Source organism: Streptomyces sp. WI03-4A (assembly GCF_033792105.1).
Classification (GTDB): Bacteria; Actinomycetota; Actinomycetes; order Streptomycetales; family Streptomycetaceae; genus Streptomyces; species Streptomyces collinus_A.
In genome coordinates this window covers 192,937-210,501 of sequence record NZ_JARAUO010000008.1, presented here as the reverse complement: position 1 = coordinate 210,501, position 17,565 = coordinate 192,937, and the positions used below count along the sequence as shown (strand labels likewise).

Below are 17,565 nucleotides of genomic sequence, written 5' to 3'. Positions count from 1 at the left end.
GAGAGGTGATTGGCTGATGGTGAAACGACAGTACGCATCCGTTGGCCGCTCCCACAACACGGGGGGTGCGTCGCCTGGCGACACTCGTGCCATGACAGCAGGAGTCACCATCCGTACCGTCCACAACGTCACCGGGTTCGCGGCCGTGTCCGACTACTTCAGCGACGTCTGGCAGACCCCCCGCACCGCCCCGCCCTATCCGGCCGAGGTTCTGCACAGCCTGGTGCATGCCGGGGGTGCCGTACACGCGGTCTACGACGGCCCGCGTCTCGCCGGGGCGTCCGTGGCCGTGCTCGGTCCCGAGCGCAGCACGTACTCGCTGGTCGCCGCCGCCGACCGGGGGCTCGGACGACAGGTGAAACAGGCCCAGCGGGACTGGGCGGCCGGGCTCGGCGCCCGCACCATGCGCTGGACGTTCGACCCGCTGGTCGGCCGCAACGCCCGCTTCAACCTGGTCAAGCTGGGTGCCGTCGGCACGGAATACCTGGTCGACTTCTACGGCCCCATGGCTGACGGCGTGAACGACGGCGACGAGAGCGACCGGCTGACGGTGACCTGGGACCTGACCGCGCCGAGCGAGCCTTCCGGCGTCGACAGCCACGGGCCCGCCGTCCGCATGGCTCCGGACGGCGGCCCGCTCGCCCGCCGGGACCCGGACGGCCGGCACCTGTGGTGCCGCGTCCCCGACGACGTCGTCAAGCTGCGCGCCGCGGAGCCCGCCCTGGCGCTGCGCTGGCGGTACGCCGTGCGCGAGGTGTTCCTCGATGCCTTCCAGGAGGGATTCCGGGCCACCGGGATGTCCCGCGACGGCTGGTACACGCTCTCGCACGAGGAGGCCGCGGCGTGAAGCTCGAACGCGTCGACATCGTGCACGTCGCGATCCCGCTCGTGACCCCCTTCCGCACCTCCTTCGGCACGATGACCACGAAGGACACCTTCCTGCTGCACGTCGTCACCGACGAGGCGGAGGGCTGGTCGGAGTTCGCCGCCGACCCGGAGCCGCTGTACTGCTCGGAGTTCGTCGCCGGAGCCGAGATCGTGCTGCGCGACTTCCTGCTCCCCCGGGCGGCCGCCCTGCCGCACCTCACCACGGCCGCACTGGCCCCGGCGCTGGCGAAGGTCAAGGGGCACGAGCTGGCGAAGGCGGCCCTGGAGACGGCGGTACTCGACGCCGAGCTGCGGGCCTACGGCATGCCGCTCGCCACCTACTTGGGCGCCGTACGGGACCGAGTGCCCGCCGGAGTCTCCGTCGGCATCAAGAACTCCGTTGCCGAGCTGCTGGACGACGTCGAGCGCTACCTCGCCGAGGGCTACGTCCGCATCAAGCTGAAGATCGAGCCGGGCTGGGACGTCGGGCCCGTCCGCGCGGTCCGCGAGCGCTTCGGCGGCGCGCTGCCCCTGCAGGTCGACGCGAACACGGCCTACACCCTCGCGGACGTGGAGCATTTGCGGCGGCTCGACGAGTACGGGCTGCTGCTGATCGAGGAGCCGCTGGAGGAGAACAACCTGCACGCCCACGCCCAGCTGCAGAAGCGGCTGCGCACCCCGGTCTGCCTGGACGAGTCCCTGCACCACGCACGGGACACCGCCGCCGCGATCGCCATGGACGCCTGCCGGGTGGTCAACGTCAAGCCGGCCCGGGTCGGCGGCTACCTGGAGGCCCGCCGCGTCCACGACGTGGCGCAGGCGCACGGGGTGCCGATGTGGTGCGGCGGCATGCTGGAGACGGGCATCGGCCGCGCCCCCAACCTCGCCCTGGCCGCCCTGCCCGGATTCACCCTCCCCGGCGACACCTCCGCCTCCTCTCGCTACTTCGCCGAGGACATCACCGAGCCGTTCGTCCTCGACGGCGGCCATCTTCCGGTCCCCGACACCCCCGGCATAGGCGTGGAGCCGCTGCCCGGGGCCCTGCGCCGGTTCACCAGGGAGCGGCGGCCTCTGTACTCGGCATGAGGCGATGCCCAGGCGGCCCGTCAGATCGATCCCGTGCTCTCGCGTCTCACAGTTCCCAGGCCGTCGCCGTCTGCGCCGTGCCCGTCGCGGCCGTGATCGCCGTCCTCAGTCACCTGGATGGCCATGTGGCATGGGAGTCACGCCGTCCCCCTGCCATGACGTCCGGCGAGAGCCCGATGGCACTCGCCCGGCTCGTGCGTGAGTTCCACGACCCGACGGCCGGAGACCAGGAGTTCGTGTGTCACAAGGATCCGTCGCCCCGGAACACCGCCTGTCAGCCATGCCGTGCTCCGACCAGCCGGGTTCATCGACTGGGACCTTTCTGCGCGGGGCGCGCGTATCCACGACATCGCTCATGTCTGCCGGCACCCTCCATCACCGGGCCTGTCGGGGTGGGCCCCGGCCGTCGGACCACCGCGGCAAGTGCACCCCGGGGCCGGGAGCCGGGAGTTCACGGACGTCGCCGGAAGGCCTGTGGGCGTTGTTCCGGCAGTTGGTGTTGCCGGCGCCGGTTCGCCCGCAGGGTGGAGGGCACCGTCGGCGAGGGGACCGCGAGGTGCCGGCCGCCATCACCTTGGCCACCTCTGGCGCACCTGGAGTCAACTGCCGCCGGGCTTCGGCCTGTCGGGCGTGACGGCCTTCCGGTGGTTCACCGGGTGGACCGAGCCTTGCCCGTCGCGGGCAAAGTGGCCGTGTACTGCGTGTCCAGCAGGTCGGTGTCCGTGCTCTCGGGCCCCGTTCCATGTACTTGTGCAAGGTCCGCTTGCCGGCAACGGTGCTGCTGTCGGCCGGTTCGAAAACATAGGTGGGCACCGAGAAGGTGGTGCAGGTGGCATCGGCTGCAAAGCCCGCGTGCCCGGGGATCAGGGCCTGCGGGCAGTTGCTGGCCGGCGGCCAGTAGGCCGGTGGATCGCGAGCGCCGGGCAGAGCCCCAAGCACCGACGGCATTGCCTGAGCCCGGGGAGCGCCCAGCGCGGAGTCCTCCACCATGCTGCCGGGGGGCCGCACGTTTCCGTTCAGCGACCTGCACATTCGATACACGCTAGTAGCGGTCCAGGCGATGGGCGTACGGCGTCGGCAGGGACGGACTGCCGCCGCCGGGAAACCAAGCCGCGCAAAGGTCGCGGTACCGGTCGGGCATCGCCACGCCCGCCGCATCCGCGTCATCGGACGACCAGTGGCCCAGAAGCAGCCGGACGAGCGCCGTGCCATCGGGAATCAGATCGCCGCGCCGCAGTGCGGCGAGCGCGGTGTCGTAACCCTGGTCCGGCCACTGTCCAGCGGCCCGGCGGCGTAGCTCGGGCTCGAGCTTGCGCACCAGCTCCGACCGGTTCAGAACGGCCGCCATCATCCCGCCGCTCGACCAGAACCTGCGTTGCTCGGTGCAGCCCATATGGCGTGCCACGCGACCCACCAGGCTGTCGGCCGGCTCCCGGACCGTGAACTCGCTCAAGCGCCTCTCCCAGCACAGCCGAGCGAGGGCCGCGAGCAGCAGGGCGGCCGCGGACGCGTCTTCGGCCACCAGCTCGTCCGCGACCACCGACCCCAAGGGATCACCGAAGGCCCGGCCCTGCAGCACTGCATAGCCCGTGAGGGCGCCGTGGTTGTGCAGAACCAGGGTCTGCGACCCGGGCTTCCAGGTTGACTGGGGAACGAGCCGGTTCCAGCCGACGTGCCGCTCGTGCGTCCAGGGCCGCTGGGCGTGAGCGGTGTTGTACAGACGGACCATGGCCGGCAGATCCGCCGCCAAGCCGTTACGGACGCCCGGGACGGCAGCTCCCGGATCGTCCCCGGACGCGCGATCCACGTTGCGCACCGGAACGACCAGAGCCCCTTCTGCCACAGCGCCGACAAAACCGAACTTCTCGTACACTCCCTCGACACCGTCGGACACGAACGCGACGTCCACCCGCTGCGCCATGCCGGCCAGTGCCTGGCGCAGGAGCCGGCTCATGTGTCCACGCCGCCGGAATTCGGGCTCGGTCTCCACGCCGCCGATGCCCTCCGCGGCGACGGCTACCCCGCCGAAGCGGACGCGGAAGGAGACCGCCTCGAGTTCGGCGACCGGTGCGCCTGCGTCGGTGCGCAACCGGCAGTAACGCGTCCGCAGACTGCGCACATCCTGGTCCGCGACTTCGGTGTAGCGGACGGCTGGCTCATGGTCCGACACGATTGTTCCTCGGCCTTCCTGGTCGCACGGCATCGCGTGGCGCCGTGTTGTTCGGCGCGGAGCAAGCGAGACCTATTCAGTGTCCAGTCGCTCCGCGGACTGAAGCAGGTACTTGGGCAGTTTTGAACTGGCCGCCAACACCTCGATGCCGATGAGGCGGCCCTGCTCGTCGAAGTCGAGGTTGATCATGCCGTCGACACTCACTGGGTCGCAGGGATACATGTGCGCGGACTTCACGCGGGCCTGCGGTTCGCTGAGGTATTTGTACGCTGCGTTCGCGGTCTTGTCGTAGGTGACTCTGACGTCTGCCACGGTGAGCGGCCTCCTTGCTGTCGTCGATGGTGGCGGCGTCCTGGTCCATGCCTCCGGTCACAGCGACCTCAGGCTGCCGTGCCAAGGTGCCAGGCAGGCCAGGACGGCTTTGACGATGTCGGTGATGCGTGCGGTGCTGCAACGGAGTTTGCGCAGCAGCCGCCAACTTTTCAGGGTGGCGTCGGCCTGCTCTCCGACGCCTCGGATCCTGGCGTGGGAGGAGCTCACCGCTCGCTTCCCGGTCGGGAGGAGCGTGCTTCAGCGGCCCCGGTAAGGCACCCAGACCGTCCCCGCAGCTTCCCAAGCTCCCTGTATCGAGGAGGGCGTGGGTCTACCAGCTCGAGGTGGAGCAGGTTCAGCGCCTCGGGTGTACTGGCGCAGAGCGCATGGCTCTGTGCCGTGGGAATTCGTTGGTCGAAATCGTGCCCGTACGGGATGCTGCACGCGTGATCGAGCGAGAAGCCGCCCTTGAACGCGATCGCATCGATCACCTGCCGGTGATCACGCCACCGGCCTCCCCGCTTCGGCGTTCGGTCCGGCAGCAGCGGCTCGATGCGTGCCCACCGGGCGTCAGTCAACGACACCCATCAACCAACGATCTGATGATCTGAAGGACGCGGCCTAGCTGGGCCCCGTCACCGCTCCGTCCGGAGCGAACGGCCCGGTCCTCCCTGGCCCCGGAGTGGGTTTAAGCGGGCCAGGTGCAGTCGGGTGTGGAAGTAGCCCGCCGACTCCTTTCCGGCAGGGTCCTCGCCGAAGGTGGTGACGGTGGCCACCGCCTGCTGCTGCTCCCGGGGGTCGGTGAAGCGCCGCTGCCGCTGGGTGTCGGCGGCCCGCTCCACGGTGAGGCCGTACGACTGCAGGCAGGCGGAGATCGCCCCGTAGTCGTGGGTACGCAGGACGAAGGCCGCCACCGGCACGGGGTGGCCGATGGCGGTGAACAGCCGGGCAAAGGTGCGTTCGGTCAGAAAGCTCGTGCCGCCGGTGACGGTGATCAGGCCCGTCCCGGCGAGTGAGCCGCGCAGCCGCTGTGTCGGTTCGGTGTGTTCCAGGTCCACGCTGTGCCCCTCGTCGAGCAGCCCGACGGCCACCGCGTAGTCCAGGGCCGGCCGTGACACGTCGATGCCGATGGCCCGCACGGCATCGCGACGGCGGCGGGCCGCGTAGAAGGCACGGTCGATGTCGGCGAGCTGGGCGGTGGTGAGTTCGGCGACCTCGACCGAGGTGTAGTGCGCGAAGAGTTCGTCGAAAGTGACGTCGTGGTTGAGGAGGGCGGCGTTGATTCCGTAGGAGCAGCACACGTCGAGGACGGTGCGCCGCCCCGGCTCGAGTTCGGCGGCGAGCGCGCGGAAGACCGGCTGGGCGTGACCGGGGGTTTGGTACGCGTACGGCTCGAGGGCGGCGAAGTACCCGCGGGGGTCGGGGAGGACGTAGACGTCCTCAAAGCTGGTCATGCCGACTGGGGCCATCAAAGCGTGCCTCCATGGCGATCGACGGGAGTCCGGGCGGGACCACCACATGACTTCAGGCGTACCCGGCCGTGCCCTGGCGCCGAAAGGCCGCCGATCCGGCCACCGCCGGTGACCGGGGACGTCAGCCGAAGGACATCAGCGCTCGCGCCCTTCACCGAGCGGGGTGAAGAAGTGGGCCGCGTCGCCGCCCCGACCCGCTCCAGAGCGGCCGGGGCCCATAAGGGGGCAGTCGGGCGCGGGGAGCAGCAGCGACCGGCGTGTCCATGCGTCGTCGCAACGGGTCCCCGCGCCCGGGGGGATGGTCCGTCCAGCAGGCCGGGCGCTGCTCCCCGCGCCTCCTCGACCTTTTGCAGGTCGAGCTTGTCGACCGCGATGTGCGCCGCCAGCAGAGGCTCCTGCGGTTGGCCCGCTTCCCGCGCCCCAAGCGGTTGGAGGACTTCGACTTCGCCAAGAACCCGAATGTCACCCCAGAGGTCGTCGCCGACCTGAAGTCTCCCGTGGGGGTCCGCTAGGGCCGCCCTGGGGCTGATTGGGGACTCCGGCACCGGCAAGTCCCACCTGCTGATCGGGATCGGCACCGCAATCGCGGAGGCCGGCCTGTCGGTTCGCTACACCACCACCTCGGCGCTGGTGAACGAGCTCGCCGAGGCCGACGCCAGTCGGCGGCTGTCCTCGGTGATCGCCCGCTACAGCAAGATCGATCTTCTGTGCCTGGACGAGTTCGGGTATCTGGCCCTCGATCGCAAAGGTGCAAGCTTCTGTTTCAGATCTTCACCGAACGCGAGGAGTGCAAGGCGACCGCGGTCGCCACGAACTCCCCGTTCACCGAGTGGGACAAGACCTTCGGGGACGCCCGCCTCTGCGGCCATCGCCGACCGGATCACCTTCCGCTGCACCCTCATCCGACCGGCACCGAGTCCTACCGCTTCCAGACCACCCAGGAATCCCTCTTCCCAGCAACGAAGTGACGTCCCGACAGCCCTGAAGTGCGCCTCCCGCCGAAGCGAGCCGAGCGTGGACCATCGGCGGTCCATGACGCCGGCAGCGGACACGCTCACGGTGAACACCTCTGCCCGGCGCGGTCGCCGGATGCCACGGTGAGCCGATGATCGAAGAGACGATTGACGAGGTGTTCGCGGCCGGCGACTGCTGGGGAAGCCTGAGCGCGCTGGAGGTCGACGGACCGGGGCGACTATCAGTGGCGGGTGGAGAGCTCGCGGTGGCAGCCTCCACATTCAAGATCACCATCGGCCTTGAGTTCTTCTGCCAGGCGGCGGAGGGAGAACTGGACCCCACCGAGCGAGTGGTGGTCTCGCCGGCCGAAGCGTCGGTGGGCGGCCAGGGGCTCTGCATCACCGAGGACCCGGTGGAGATCTCGCTGCGGGATGTCGCCCGGCTGATGTTGTCCATCAGCGACAACACCGCGACCGACGTGCTGATCCGCCGGGTCGGCATCGAAACGGGTCAACACGCGCCTCGCCGGGCTCGGCTTCACCGGCTTCCACCTGCCGGGCACGATCCAGCATGAGTTCGACACCGCGGCCCGCGACGCTGGGTTCGCCGACTGGGACGCGATGGCCGACGCGGTCCGGGACGCCACACCACCGGAGGAGGGCGAGGCGATGTGGCAGCGGGTGCTGACATCACCGGGGATGCGACCGGGACGGATCAGCAGCGCGACCGCCGACGACATGGCCGCCCTGGTCCGCGCGGTCTGGCGCAACGAGGCCGGCCCCGCCGAGGCCTGCTCTAACCTGCGCCGGATGATGGGACAGCAGCGGCTCACCCGGAAGATCGCCACCGGCTTCGGGCCAGAAGTGCTGGTCACGTCCAAGTCGGGCACCGTGCCGGGCGGCGTCAGCAACGACGTCGGCGTGGTCACCTTCCCCGACGGGCGGCGGTACGCGATCGCCGTCCTCACCCGGTCGCTGACACCCGGGGCACCCACCCGCGAGGACGTCCTCGGCACTGCAGCCCGGATGGCCCTGGACCACCTGCGCGCGGACGGGACGTCCCGCTCCCGGTGAGGTGAAGAGCGCGGGGCGGCGCTCGGGGCGCCCGGAGACGGGGAGCGTTCGGTGGGGAACGTCACCGCGACTCGGCGTCGCGGCCCCCACCTCACCGGGGCCGGATGCTGCAACGGGGAGCTGAGTGCCGCCTCGCCAGTGAAACGGCGTCTAACCAGGTGCGAGCGCCTGGCCGCATCTTGTCAGGGAGACAGCCCCAGGGCCCGCACCCACAAGCTATCGACACTCCCGCAGTGGCAACCTCCGGGACTCTCCGCCCGACCTTCAGATCACCCGATCAGTGGCTCCCGAACTCGCCGAAGTGGCGCCCGTTCCCACCGAAAACCACGGAGCACCGTCAAGTACATCCACACCACGAACAGCCCAACCCCGGCGCCCATCGCCACCGAAGACCTGGTCCCTATATGACCCGGTTAAATCACGCGAGGGCTCTGTGAAGGTCCCCCAGGCCCACGTAGAACACCTGGAGGACGGGACGGAGGTGAAGCTCGGGGTATTCCTGTCCAACATCAAGAGCAGGCGGGCCAAGCTCACCCCCGACAAGCGCGCCGCGTTGGCCGACCTCGGGCATGTGGTGGTTGCCCGATATCCCTGATTCGAGGCTGCCAGGAACGCTCACCTACGACGCCAGCGGGCTTGAGTTGAGGCTGTACGGCGGCGGATTGCGCCCGGTCCTCCCTCGGGCTGCAGGCGCGGTGTGAGTGTTCACGCAGTGGGAGGTGAACCCGGTCGCTCATGGTGAGCTGCGGGATGGACCCTTCGTGACCTTGTTTTCTGCTGCTGGCTTGACCCTCGGCGAGGTGCACGCTCAAGACGCGGCTTTCACGGGCATCCGGGCGGAGTTCGACCACCTGGCGGACTGGGCTGGCGCGCCTGCCCTGGTCAACCCGTCCACGGACACCATCTCGGTGCGTGGATCGCAGACGGAGTTGATGACGACCACGTGGGGCGGTGCGCATCTGACGCTTCGCAGTGGCGCGATAGGCGGGGTGGGCCGCAGCAGCGTCCACCTTGATCGTTGGTGTGACTTCTCTGCTGAGCCGGAGTCGGCTCAGGAGTGGAGGGAACTGCTGGAGACCTACCTCCGGCCGTTCCAAGACCTCCTGGTCCTGTCGGTCGGACGGTCCATCGGCATGCATGGACTGATGTTGCGGCCCGACGGATGCGAGGCCTTATGCGACGCCTTCCTCGTCACCACGCCGGTAGCCGCAGGATCGACTGAGCCCATCAGCCATTTCAACGCGCCCACGTTGCTCAGGGCCGCCACGAGTCCGATCCCGCTGGCCGAGTTGCTGCCCAGATGGATCGACTTGCGAGAGGAACTGTGGGGGGTACTCGTGGCACTGCTCGCACCGTTCACCTATGCCGAGCACCAATTCCAAGCGCTCGTGCAGAGCGCGGAGGCGTACCACCACGCGCGCAAAGGCAAGTTTGGGACCGCTCAACTCCCGAGGGCCGACCAAAATAAGCGCGTCGAACAGGTCGTCGCGGCGTTGGAGCAGCCCTCGTTGGATGCCGCTACTACCCAGCGGGCGCGAAGCGTCATCCAGACGCGCAATGCCAAACCGATGCGGGAGAAGCTCCGAGACGTCGTGTCTGCTACCGGAGCCCTGGGTGAAGAGATAGCAGACTGGGCACCTGACTTCGTTCAGAACCTGACGCAGACCTGCAACAAGGTCTCCCATGGCAGCGCAACTCCTCAGCATGTCCTCTCGGCGGAGGAGCGTCACTGGCACGGCCAGGTACTCCTGGGGGTGATGCGGGTCCGTCTGCTGCAGGAGCTTGGTTGTGCGGACGCCGGCCTGCGGGCGCTGGAGAACAGGTCGTTCCAGTTCGCTCTCGAACAGCTCATCGGAGAACGCCCGTGAGCTGCCCGCGGCGGGCGTGGAGGTACTGTCCGACGCCGCTGCGCCCCGGCATTGGCGGCAGCTCGGTCTGGCCCGTCACCTTGTGGATACGCCGTCGAACGGCCCGGAAGAGCTCGACGCGGTCCGGGAGCGGGCTGTCGAAGCGGTCGTAACGCAGTTGGAGCGTGGCCGTCGGGTGCCTCCGCCCCATCCGGAAGCCGCAAGCGATCGATCTCGGTGAAGCCCAAGCGGCGGGCGATGGCGCCGCTCGCGGGATTGGCCTCGTCATGGTGGATCTCGATGCGACGGTCTTCCCGGGGTTCGCGACCGACCGCCCTGGTCCTCGGCGCACAAAGGGAGCGGGAGGCCCAGGTGCCGGCCTCGGTCGAGCGGAGCCCGCTTCCCGCCCCGCCCGGGGTGGGGCGGGAAGCCCTTCAGGTACGCGCCCCGGGCAGCGCCGCCTCCCTGATCATTCCGTCGGCAGCAGGTGGAGAAGGGTCTCGGGGAGAGAAACAGGGCCTGTCTGCAGGAGGTTCCCCAAGGGGTTCGGATCCGTGCCGGTGCCGCGGGCTGCTGCGTGGTCCGCCAGCGCCTGCGCCTGCACGGGGGAAACGGACAGTGTCATGCCGGCCGCCGCGGCGAGAACCGCGGTCGCGATCATCTTCTTCATGGCTTGAGCAACGAGACTCGACGCAATCGGTTCGCCGAAAACGTACGGCGACCACGCGAACGGCCGGGCGATCCGGGAAGCCCCCTTCGCCTCACAGGGCTTCGGCGACCTGCGGCACCTGATCGACACGCAGCCGGCCGTGAGCGACCCGGCGACAGGGCTCGGCATGACGCGGCGGGGAGCCTCCCCGGCCGTCGCGGAACCGGAGCGATTCGGCCGGGTCGCCCGCATGCCGAGCGTCCATGAGCGCCCGCATCCGCCGATACGTGAGGTCGTCGGGTCGGGCGATGGGCCGGGGGGACGTTCGCCTGGGCGGAGCAGGCCGTACCGCTCGGGCCCAGCCCCGGTTGCGCGGCCGGTGCGCCACGTGCCGCCACGGCCGCTGCACCGCACGCACTTGACGGTATGACACCCACTGGTGCGGGTGTCGCGGCGGTCGGCCCGCGAAAGCGAGAGCTGGCATGCACAGTGCCAGCCACTACGCCCGGGAGCCCCCTGTTCCGCCGAGCACCCCCTCGCGGCCGTCACCGGCGAGGCTTCAAATGTGTTCCTGCTCGTTCGTCTTCTTGCTTGCCGCGGGCCGGCCACGGCGTCGGCTCATCAGGGTGCATCCGACGGTTACCAGACCGATGGCGATGAGCTTGGCAGCCCCGTGGTAGCCGAGCGCCGGTTCCTGCGGGGTGCCGGGCAGCCGGAGAAAGACCCATGCGGTCGCGATGGCCCCGAAAGCGATCAGTGCGACCGCCCCCCCAGGTTCCCAAGTCCGCCCCCCAGGGTCCCGCGCCGTAGTTGGGCTCGTCGGCGCGCTCAGCGGCCTTGTCGTCCACGGTCTGATTCTCCTGCGCGTGAGGGGGCGGTCGTGCAGGAAGACGTGGGCCCGGCAAGGAAGGTTCACAGCCGCCTACTTCCGACGGCCCCGCCCAGGAAGCCCTCGAGCAGTTCGCCGCCATCGTCCTCGCTGCCCTCCCCGCCGAAACCTGCCGGCCGCCAGACTCACCCGGTGGCTGGCCCCGGCCCGAAAAGAGCCGCCCGGCCCCGGGCTCTCGACAGCTTGCGAGTTGTTCCCTGTACGACGGCGTGATCACTGTCGATGTGTTCGGGAGTCACCGTCACCGCTCTCGCTGGCGGGGTAACAAGCCGGTGCGTCTTGCTGTCGAACTGGCCAATATAGAACGCTAGTTCGTCTCAGAGTTGTCTGTCATGAACGCTTCGACCTGTGATGTGCTCACTGTGAGCGATGGACCTGTCACGGTATCGCTCGAAATCGACCAACACGGGGAGAGATTCGTGCGCCACCAAGTGAAAAGCGGCAGCAAGCTGCTCGCTACAGCCGCGACGCTGGTGCTCGCCGCCACCGGCACCATCGCTGCTTCCGCACCGACCGGTGCGGCCAGCGGAAGCTCCATCACCGCTACTGTCGGCAAGGTGAAGTCCGACTTCACCACGAACGGCAAGGCGGTCACGCCGAATGCCACTGGCGAACCCAGGGGCTACTGCAAGGTTCCCAAGCCTCTCACCAACGTGGTCAACCGCACCTGGGAATGTTTCCACCAGGACATCAAGGTCCAGGTCAAGGTGCGGGGCCGCACCGTCGGCACCGCTTCCTTCACTGTCTGGCACGAGACGCACCTGAACCTCAAGAGCGTCAAGTGGACGGAGAAGATCACCGCCAGCAAGACCAAGATCGTCGGCACTGCTGACGGTATCGTCGCCGCCTTTCACCCCTCCTGCGGCTCCGGCTGTCAGGTCCACGCCACAGGCGCCATGGCCAGGCCGTTCACCCTGAACGGATCGGCCCACTCCGGCGGCAACAAGTATGTCTTCACCGTCAGCCACGGACACCCCCGCTCCACCCACACCCACTACGAATGGGACTTCAACAAGCCCGGCTACGGCGCAGGACAGGTCACCTACAACGGACAGACCTACCGGTGTGATGACGAAGACCGCCAGTACGGGGCGGGCTGCGTCCACCCGACGATGCTCTCCGTTGAATCCGACTTCACCCATCTTTCTCAGATGGCCGCCCTCCCGGGCATCAAGGACAACATCCGCAAGGTCCAGAACGCCGGACTCCACATCGGCCGCATGAACTCCACGGTCCCGCTCACCCGGACCACCAAGGACCAGGCCGACAAAAACCGCAAGGCGGTGTGCGGCCCCGACGTCCACCCCAAGCCGGGTGACATCTGGTGGACCGTCGACCCCCATGACGACGGCACCAAGCCCTCGTGCGACGAGTACCCCTTCGCTGAGACCAAGCAGGGCGGCACCGCTTACAACCCGCCGAACCGTTCCATCAAGTGGGTGCCGCTGAAGGAGAACCGCCAGCAGGGCGGTATCATCCGTACCTTCTTCGGCCGGTACCACATCCTGCCCGGTGACAAGTTCTACGTGAACATGGGATGACCACTGCGGTTTCTCGATAATGGCACGCCCCCACGCCGCATGTGTGGGGGCCTGCCCCGTCTCTGGAGAGAATCGCGACCATGACAGAGATCCTGCCGGTGGACGAGTACACCGGAATGGCCACCCTGGACCACGCCTTCTACGTCATCGACATGGGAGAACCGGAGGGTATCGCCCTGCCCTCCATGTCCCCCCAGACCCGCGTCACTGCCACCGAGAGCAAGAGCTGTCTTACGATCACCGCGGGCTCCGCCGAGTGGGACCCGGTCAAGATCAGCTTTCTCATCTACGACCAGGAACCCGAGCTGCTGCCGGGAGAGTGGACCCACACCGAGAGCTTCACCTGCACCGCCACCGATGCCCCGGCTAGCTTCACCACCGGCACCGACCCGGACGACATGTTCCAGGCCCCGATGCCGCCGGAACACCTGTTCAACCGGCCCGGCCTGGAACCCCCTTACCACTGGGAGGGACGCCTCCTCACCGCTACGCACGAGGTCGAGGAACACGTCCTTCAGTTCTGGCCCGCATAGAGCGCTGGACACCGCCCCTACAAGTCGAACCGCTCGCCAGGCCAGCGGCATGTCCGTCTCCGGCATCCGTACCGCCCACAAGGACAGCGAACTCGATGCCGTCACCGCCCAGGTCGGCCGGAACCTCGACAGACGCCGCACCCGGCACCCCCGCCGCCGGCCACACGGTCATGAGCCGCGCGAACGCGCCCGCTTCCGGCGCCGGGGTGTTCGGGCGGCAGAGGAACCGGCCGCGCCGCCGGCTCGTCCGGGGTCTGGGTGTACTGGCAAGGACCGCAGGCAAGGTCACCACCCTGCCCGGCCGGCAGGAGCTGCTCAGGCCGGTCACCGTTCCCCGACCCGGTGACAGCCCGCCGGGGGCCGACCGCTACGGCCTCGATTCGTGCAATGCCGCGTCACCGGCGGCCCTTGCGCCGGTACGACGCGTCTCAGTCAGCAAGGTATCTCGCTTCGTAGCTGGCCAGCCCCAGGTCAAGCAGGGGCGGCACCAGTGCGTTCAGATACCAGGCCATGTCCGTGAGGGCCGGTGCTCCGGAGAGACTGCGCCGGTCGATCGTCGGGAGGAAGAAGCAGCGCGATCGGCCGCATGAAAAATTAGCTGGCCACCGGTTTCCGCAGTTGAGTGATAGATACAGACACCGACGTTGTGGTTGACATTGGCCGGTGAATCCACCAAGGCCAGCACCTCAGCTGCCTGCTCGCTGGAAGCCGACTGCCAGTTGAACAGGTCGTCGTCGTTGACCACGTAGGAGATACCGAGCGGTTCCTGCAGCGACCACCCCTCACCGGCCAGAGCCCGCACCACGGCTTCTACGGTGACGGCACGTGCGAACATGAGATCGATGTCGGCACTCCTGGACATGCGCGGCTCCTGCGATGGGTTTGGTCGTCGACCACTGATCATTTTCGGGCGGCTTTCAGGAGCCCAACACGACCATGAACCGTGCCTCGGCGGGTGCAGGTCACGCAAAAACGAGCCAGGGCCGGTTCTCGTGAGCAGAGCCAACGCGGGAACAATCCCCTTGCCCTCGGGGCAGACGGGTGGCACATAGTGGACCTCGAATCTGGACTTCTTCCTCGACGAACGGACGGCCCTGCGTGACGACCGCGCACCCTGCAACCCCTATCGAGCGGGTCCCGGGGCGGGCTTGGACGGTCCGGCTCACCGGCTACGCCGACCGCTCCGCCGCCGTCTCCTGCAGCAACACGGCCTGCACGATGCCCGCCAGGTCCATGGACCTGACGGCCCTGCGCGCGTTCGCGGCGCAGCATGCCGCCGCTCACGCGAAGGCGGCCACCGTCCGCGCCAACGCCTGGTGCCACTGCGGCTCCACCGGCTGCGAGGCCCACCCGGACGCCCGGACGCAGTGCGCCGGCGCCGTGACGCTCATCCTGCGGCAGCACCCCACCGTGGGCCGGGTCTGGAACGTCGAAGAAGTCTGCGCGGCCTGCGCCCTGCTGCTTGCGCACACCACCGTCGTCGCCCGCGCGGCCAGGCCCGGGCGCGCAAGCGCACAGCCTCCCACGCCGGTACCGGCCGCCCGGCCGGGCGTTCCCGGTGGCTTCTTCTCGCCCGCCGCCGGACCCGAGGAGCGCCCGGCCGCGCTCGCCCGGCGCTCTCGACGGGGCCGCGCAGCGCCCTCAGCGTCGAAGCTCGGGTCGGCAACGCTGAACCCGCCCGAACGGGCGAGGGACTGCCGCTGCCGCGATGGGGCGCCCGGTGGCGCGGCGGAACTGCAATGCAGACAGATGGCGAACGGGAAGATGCTGTCATGCGTTCCTTGGACCCCCGACTGCTCGACGTCATCGAGCGCTACGTCAAGCCCACAACCAACGGCATCGGGCGCTACCTTCACCTCCTCCACGCCAACTTCACCCGTGACGACGAGCGGGAACGCACACTCTTCCTTCAGGCACTGCACTCAGCCGCCCAGGCGATCACCGATGAGGAACTCGAAGTCCTCTTGGGAGGCGAATGGCGCTCCCGTCTCACCGCTGCCTGGCTGATCGCTGTGGACCGCCGTCAGCACTTCCGGGACGTTCTGGGTGACCTGCTTCTCGCCAGCCAGCTGTGCTACTCCGGTCAGGGCTACTGCTTCGCTCTCGCCCGCTTCTCCACGCAGGAAGACGCCCTGCATCTGGCGGCCTACCTGGAACGCTATCTCCAGCAGCCTGACTGCGTGTACGACCAGCGCTGGGCCATCAGCGCGCTCCTCCACATCGACCATCGGGCGGGAAGCGAACACGCGAGCCGCTTCCTCGTCCCGGGAGGCTTGTGGCACCAGTGGAACGACGCCCAGTTCAGGCCCTCGCCGCCGAGCCGGTTCATAGACGACCTGTGCGCACTGACGGACTCGCTCAGGTAGACGTCACGAGATCAGCGGAGCGCAGGGAACGGCCTGCTGGCAACGATGGCCCAAGCCGACTCCGATCCTGGACGGCTTCGGGCTCTCGATGATGTAGTCCGGCCTGCGCTGCATGACCCGCAGCCGCGCTGGACATTCCGTGCGGCGGGATGGCGTGTCCCCTGTCCTGCTGGGTGCTCCCTTGTGACGGAACGGGCCGGCCGCAGGGCTCTTGCCGCCCGACGGTGGCGGGCATGCTGCCGTCAGCTGCCGCCCTCGGTGCCCGGCCACCGCCCGGCGCCGAGCGGAAGGCCCCCTATGAGTGACGAACCCACTCCTGCCGCCGTCGACTTCTACGCCTGGCTGAGCGAGCGAGGACCGGATGCCTACACACTGGCCTGGGTGAGTGAAGGGACCGGCGCCGACCGTGTGGAGGCTGTCCCGGCGCCCATGGTGGGGGGAGAGCGGGATCGCCGCCCTTGGCGCCAATCTGAGCCGCCTCACCCTGCACGAGGTCACCCACGGCCTGCGCGAGACCCTGCACCGGTGGCTTCAACTGGACGACGGACACAATCTGCTGGCCATCGTCAGCGCCCCGACCGGTGTCCTGCGTGAACACACCCCCGGGGAACTGGCGGCCGAGCTCCGGCAGGACCCGGACACCGACGACGCCCCTCTCACCGGCGAGCTGGCTGGCTGGCTGTATCGCCGCTACGCCGACGCACCCCAGGGACTGGAGCTACCCGCCGCCCTCTGTCCTGCGTGCGAGCATGGAGCGTGCCGACGAAGTCGACGAGGCCATCGAGGACCTGGTGGTCAGCACCGGTCTGCAGATCGCCGACCTCCTGGTCCGGCTGGAGCACGTCAACCGTCCTCGCACCGAGCTGATCAAGGACTGGGACACCGTTCGGTCCCTGGCCGCCGACGTCCCCGCGCTCACCGAGCTGGCCGGCTGGCTGCTCGACCAGATCGCCCTGCGCGACGCGCACGCCCAGCAGTTGCGGGCCGTCCTCGAGCCGGACATCACCGACTACCTGCACGGCCAGCAAGCCGATACTCCCGGGCTGGAGGGCACCGCCGTCGCTCTGGACGCGCCGCGCGCCGAGCACCTGGCCCAGGCCCGCCAGGCCGTCCGCGCCTACACGGCCGCCGCTCATGCGGGGCGGGAGCAGGAAGCGCAGCGTCTCCTCGACTTCTTCCCGATCCCGGCCCGTGTCCTGGCCACCAGCGGCCCGGCCCGCACCTGGCGGCAGCACTCGGCCACCGCCCGGGACGCCGTGACAGCACTCGCCGCGCAGCGCACCGCGATCACCGCCGAGGACAGCACCGACTACGTCGCCGCCCCCGAACTGCTGCACGCCAGGGCCGCCTACCTGACCGCGCGCGAAGGCCAGCTGCGCCGCCTTCATGACGCGCTCGGCTGCCTGGCCTTCCCCACCCCGGCCCCCCTCGACCTGCCCGAGACGCTCGCCCCGGTCGCCACCGCGCAGACCCAGCGCCGCGTCATCGAGGCCTTCGGCACCCCCGAGCGCGCGGCTCAGGCACTGGACGGCCAGATCCACTACCAGCTGAAGCAGCCGCTACCCGCCCGCCGGCGCGCCGGCACCGCAGCCGAGACCGGCCTTGCTGACCTGCGCCCGCGACGCACTGCGGCACCTCGCGGACGCGGACGTGCCCCTCGAGGCGGAGCAGATCCGCGCCCGCCTGCAGCAGGCCCGTGGCACGCCCCGCCGCCCCCGAAGGCCCCGACCGCCCACGACGAGGCCCATGCGCAAGCCCTCGCCGCCGCCTCCACCACCCTGAGAGTGCACCGGTAACCCGGGCCAC

The 17,565-nt window shown here is 69.1% G+C and carries 15 protein-coding genes and 4 pseudogenes; 12 read left to right on the top strand and 7 right to left on the bottom strand.

From position 1 onward, the window contains the following. Positions 1–91 precede the first annotated feature (91 nt). The 3 genes and pseudogenes from PV343_RS12255 to PV343_RS12245 all read left to right on the top strand — a co-directional run. Entirely contained in the window at positions 92–847 is a 756-nt protein-coding gene (locus tag PV343_RS12255) for a chorismate synthase (protein WP_319146879.1), read from the top strand. Next, positions 844–1,953 (top strand): o-succinylbenzoate synthase, encoded by a 1,110-nt coding sequence (gene menC, locus PV343_RS12250; RefSeq protein WP_319146878.1) that lies wholly within the window; start codon positions 844–846, stop codon positions 1,951–1,953. Before PV343_RS12255 ends, menC begins: the two co-directional genes overlap by 4 nt. A 472-nt stretch (positions 1,954–2,425) precedes the next feature. Then, positions 2,426–2,619, top strand: a pseudogene (locus PV343_RS12245) (transposase); the annotation flags it as partial. Positions 2,620–2,995: 376 nt separating this feature from the next. Here PV343_RS12245 and PV343_RS12240 read toward each other — a convergent pair. The 5 genes and pseudogenes from PV343_RS12240 to PV343_RS12220 all read right to left on the bottom strand — a co-directional run bounded on the left by PV343_RS12240 (position 2,996) and on the right by PV343_RS12220 (position 5,889). After that, a complete protein-coding gene (locus PV343_RS12240; RefSeq protein ID WP_319146877.1) occupies positions 2,996–4,123 on the bottom strand; it encodes a GNAT family N-acetyltransferase in 1,128 nt (375 codons plus the stop codon). Between the two features lie 72 nt (positions 4,124–4,195). Next, complete coding sequence (locus PV343_RS12235) at positions 4,196–4,435, bottom strand: DUF2283 domain-containing protein (protein WP_319146876.1); 240 nt, start codon at positions 4,433–4,435, stop codon at positions 4,196–4,198. Between the two features lie 57 nt (positions 4,436–4,492). Further along, positions 4,493–4,735 (bottom strand): annotated as a pseudogene (locus tag PV343_RS12230) (hypothetical protein); the annotation flags it as partial. A gap of 167 nt (positions 4,736–4,902) precedes the next feature. Further along, positions 4,903–5,019, bottom strand: a pseudogene (locus tag PV343_RS12225) (transposase); the annotation flags it as partial. A 51-nt stretch (positions 5,020–5,070) separates the two neighbouring features. Then, the gene (locus PV343_RS12220) at positions 5,071–5,889 is read right to left on the bottom strand and encodes a hypothetical protein (RefSeq protein WP_319146875.1); all 819 of its coding nucleotides are present in this window, start codon (positions 5,887–5,889) and stop codon (positions 5,071–5,073) included. Between the two features lie 281 nt (positions 5,890–6,170). Between PV343_RS12220 and PV343_RS12215 the strand changes: the two genes are divergently transcribed. The 5 genes and pseudogenes from PV343_RS12215 (at position 6,171) to PV343_RS12195 (ending at position 9,802) form a co-directional block, all read left to right on the top strand. Next, positions 6,171–6,419 (top strand): ATP-binding protein, encoded by a 249-nt coding sequence (locus PV343_RS12215; RefSeq protein ID WP_319146908.1) that lies wholly within the window; start codon positions 6,171–6,173, stop codon positions 6,417–6,419. A gap of 7 nt (positions 6,420–6,426) precedes the next feature. After that, positions 6,427–6,875, top strand: a pseudogene (locus tag PV343_RS40405) (ATP-binding protein). A 137-nt stretch (positions 6,876–7,012) separates the two neighbouring features. Then, entirely contained in the window at positions 7,013–7,435 is a 423-nt protein-coding gene (locus tag PV343_RS12210; RefSeq protein WP_319146874.1) for a serine hydrolase, read from the top strand. Beyond that, positions 7,413–7,934 (top strand): serine hydrolase, encoded by a 522-nt coding sequence (locus PV343_RS12205; protein WP_319146907.1) that lies wholly within the window; start codon positions 7,413–7,415, stop codon positions 7,932–7,934. The genes PV343_RS12210 and PV343_RS12205 overlap by 23 nt, the downstream gene beginning before the upstream one ends. 761 nt (positions 7,935–8,695) lie before the next feature. Further along, positions 8,696–9,802: a HEPN domain-containing protein gene (locus tag PV343_RS12195; protein ID WP_319146871.1), complete on the top strand. Its 1,107-nt coding sequence runs from the start codon at positions 8,696–8,698 to the stop codon at positions 9,800–9,802. A 448-nt stretch (positions 9,803–10,250) separates the two neighbouring features. Here PV343_RS12195 and PV343_RS12190 read toward each other — a convergent pair whose 3' ends face one another. Next, the gene (locus tag PV343_RS12190) at positions 10,251–10,451 is read right to left on the bottom strand and encodes a hypothetical protein (protein ID WP_319146870.1); all 201 of its coding nucleotides are present in this window, start codon (positions 10,449–10,451) and stop codon (positions 10,251–10,253) included. Between the two features lie 1,200 nt (positions 10,452–11,651). Between PV343_RS12190 and PV343_RS12185 the strand changes: the two genes are divergently transcribed. Further along, entirely contained in the window at positions 11,652–12,860 is a 1,209-nt protein-coding gene (locus PV343_RS12185; protein WP_319146869.1) for a NucA/NucB deoxyribonuclease domain-containing protein, read from the top strand. 80 nt (positions 12,861–12,940) lie between these two features. Beyond that, on the top strand, positions 12,941–13,393 hold the full coding sequence (locus tag PV343_RS12180) for a hypothetical protein (protein ID WP_319146868.1): 453 nt from the start codon (positions 12,941–12,943) through the stop codon (positions 13,391–13,393). A 496-nt stretch (positions 13,394–13,889) separates the two neighbouring features. On the opposite strand, the gene PV343_RS12175 is transcribed toward PV343_RS12180, so the two are convergent. After that, a complete protein-coding gene (locus tag PV343_RS12175) occupies positions 13,890–14,255 on the bottom strand; it encodes a hypothetical protein (protein ID WP_319146867.1) in 366 nt (121 codons plus the stop codon). A 910-nt stretch (positions 14,256–15,165) separates the two neighbouring features. Here PV343_RS12175 and PV343_RS12170 point away from each other — a divergent pair. Continuing rightward, positions 15,166–15,759 (top strand): DUF6000 family protein, encoded by a 594-nt coding sequence (locus PV343_RS12170; protein ID WP_319146866.1) that lies wholly within the window; start codon positions 15,166–15,168, stop codon positions 15,757–15,759. A 749-nt stretch (positions 15,760–16,508) separates the two neighbouring features. Beyond that, entirely contained in the window at positions 16,509–17,555 is a 1,047-nt protein-coding gene (locus PV343_RS12165) for a hypothetical protein (RefSeq protein WP_319146865.1), read from the top strand. Positions 17,556–17,565 lie beyond the last annotated feature (10 nt).

Bases quoted from the DNA above. Each gene is read 5' to 3' on its own strand.
- PV343_RS12255 (WP_319146879.1), top strand. From the start codon at position 92: ATGACAGCAGGAGTCACCATCCGTACCGTCCACAACGTCACCGGGTTC.
- PV343_RS12220 (WP_319146875.1), bottom strand. From the start codon at position 5,889: ATGACCAGCTTTGAGGACGTCTACGTCCTCCCCGACCCCCGCGGGTAC.
- PV343_RS12215 (WP_319146908.1), top strand. From the start codon at position 6,171: ATGCGTCGTCGCAACGGGTCCCCGCGCCCGGGGGGATGGTCCGTCCAG.
- PV343_RS12210 (WP_319146874.1), top strand. From the start codon at position 7,013: ATGATCGAAGAGACGATTGACGAGGTGTTCGCGGCCGGCGACTGCTGG.
- PV343_RS12190 (WP_319146870.1), bottom strand. From the start codon at position 10,451: ATGAAGAAGATGATCGCGACCGCGGTTCTCGCCGCGGCGGCCGGCATG.
- PV343_RS12185 (WP_319146869.1), top strand. From the start codon at position 11,652: ATGAACGCTTCGACCTGTGATGTGCTCACTGTGAGCGATGGACCTGTC.
- PV343_RS12180 (WP_319146868.1), top strand. From the start codon at position 12,941: ATGACAGAGATCCTGCCGGTGGACGAGTACACCGGAATGGCCACCCTG.
- PV343_RS12175 (WP_319146867.1), bottom strand. From the start codon at position 14,255: ATGTCCAGGAGTGCCGACATCGATCTCATGTTCGCACGTGCCGTCACC.
- PV343_RS12170 (WP_319146866.1), top strand. From the start codon at position 15,166: ATGCGTTCCTTGGACCCCCGACTGCTCGACGTCATCGAGCGCTACGTC.
- PV343_RS12165 (WP_319146865.1), top strand. From the start codon at position 16,509: ATGGAGCGTGCCGACGAAGTCGACGAGGCCATCGAGGACCTGGTGGTC.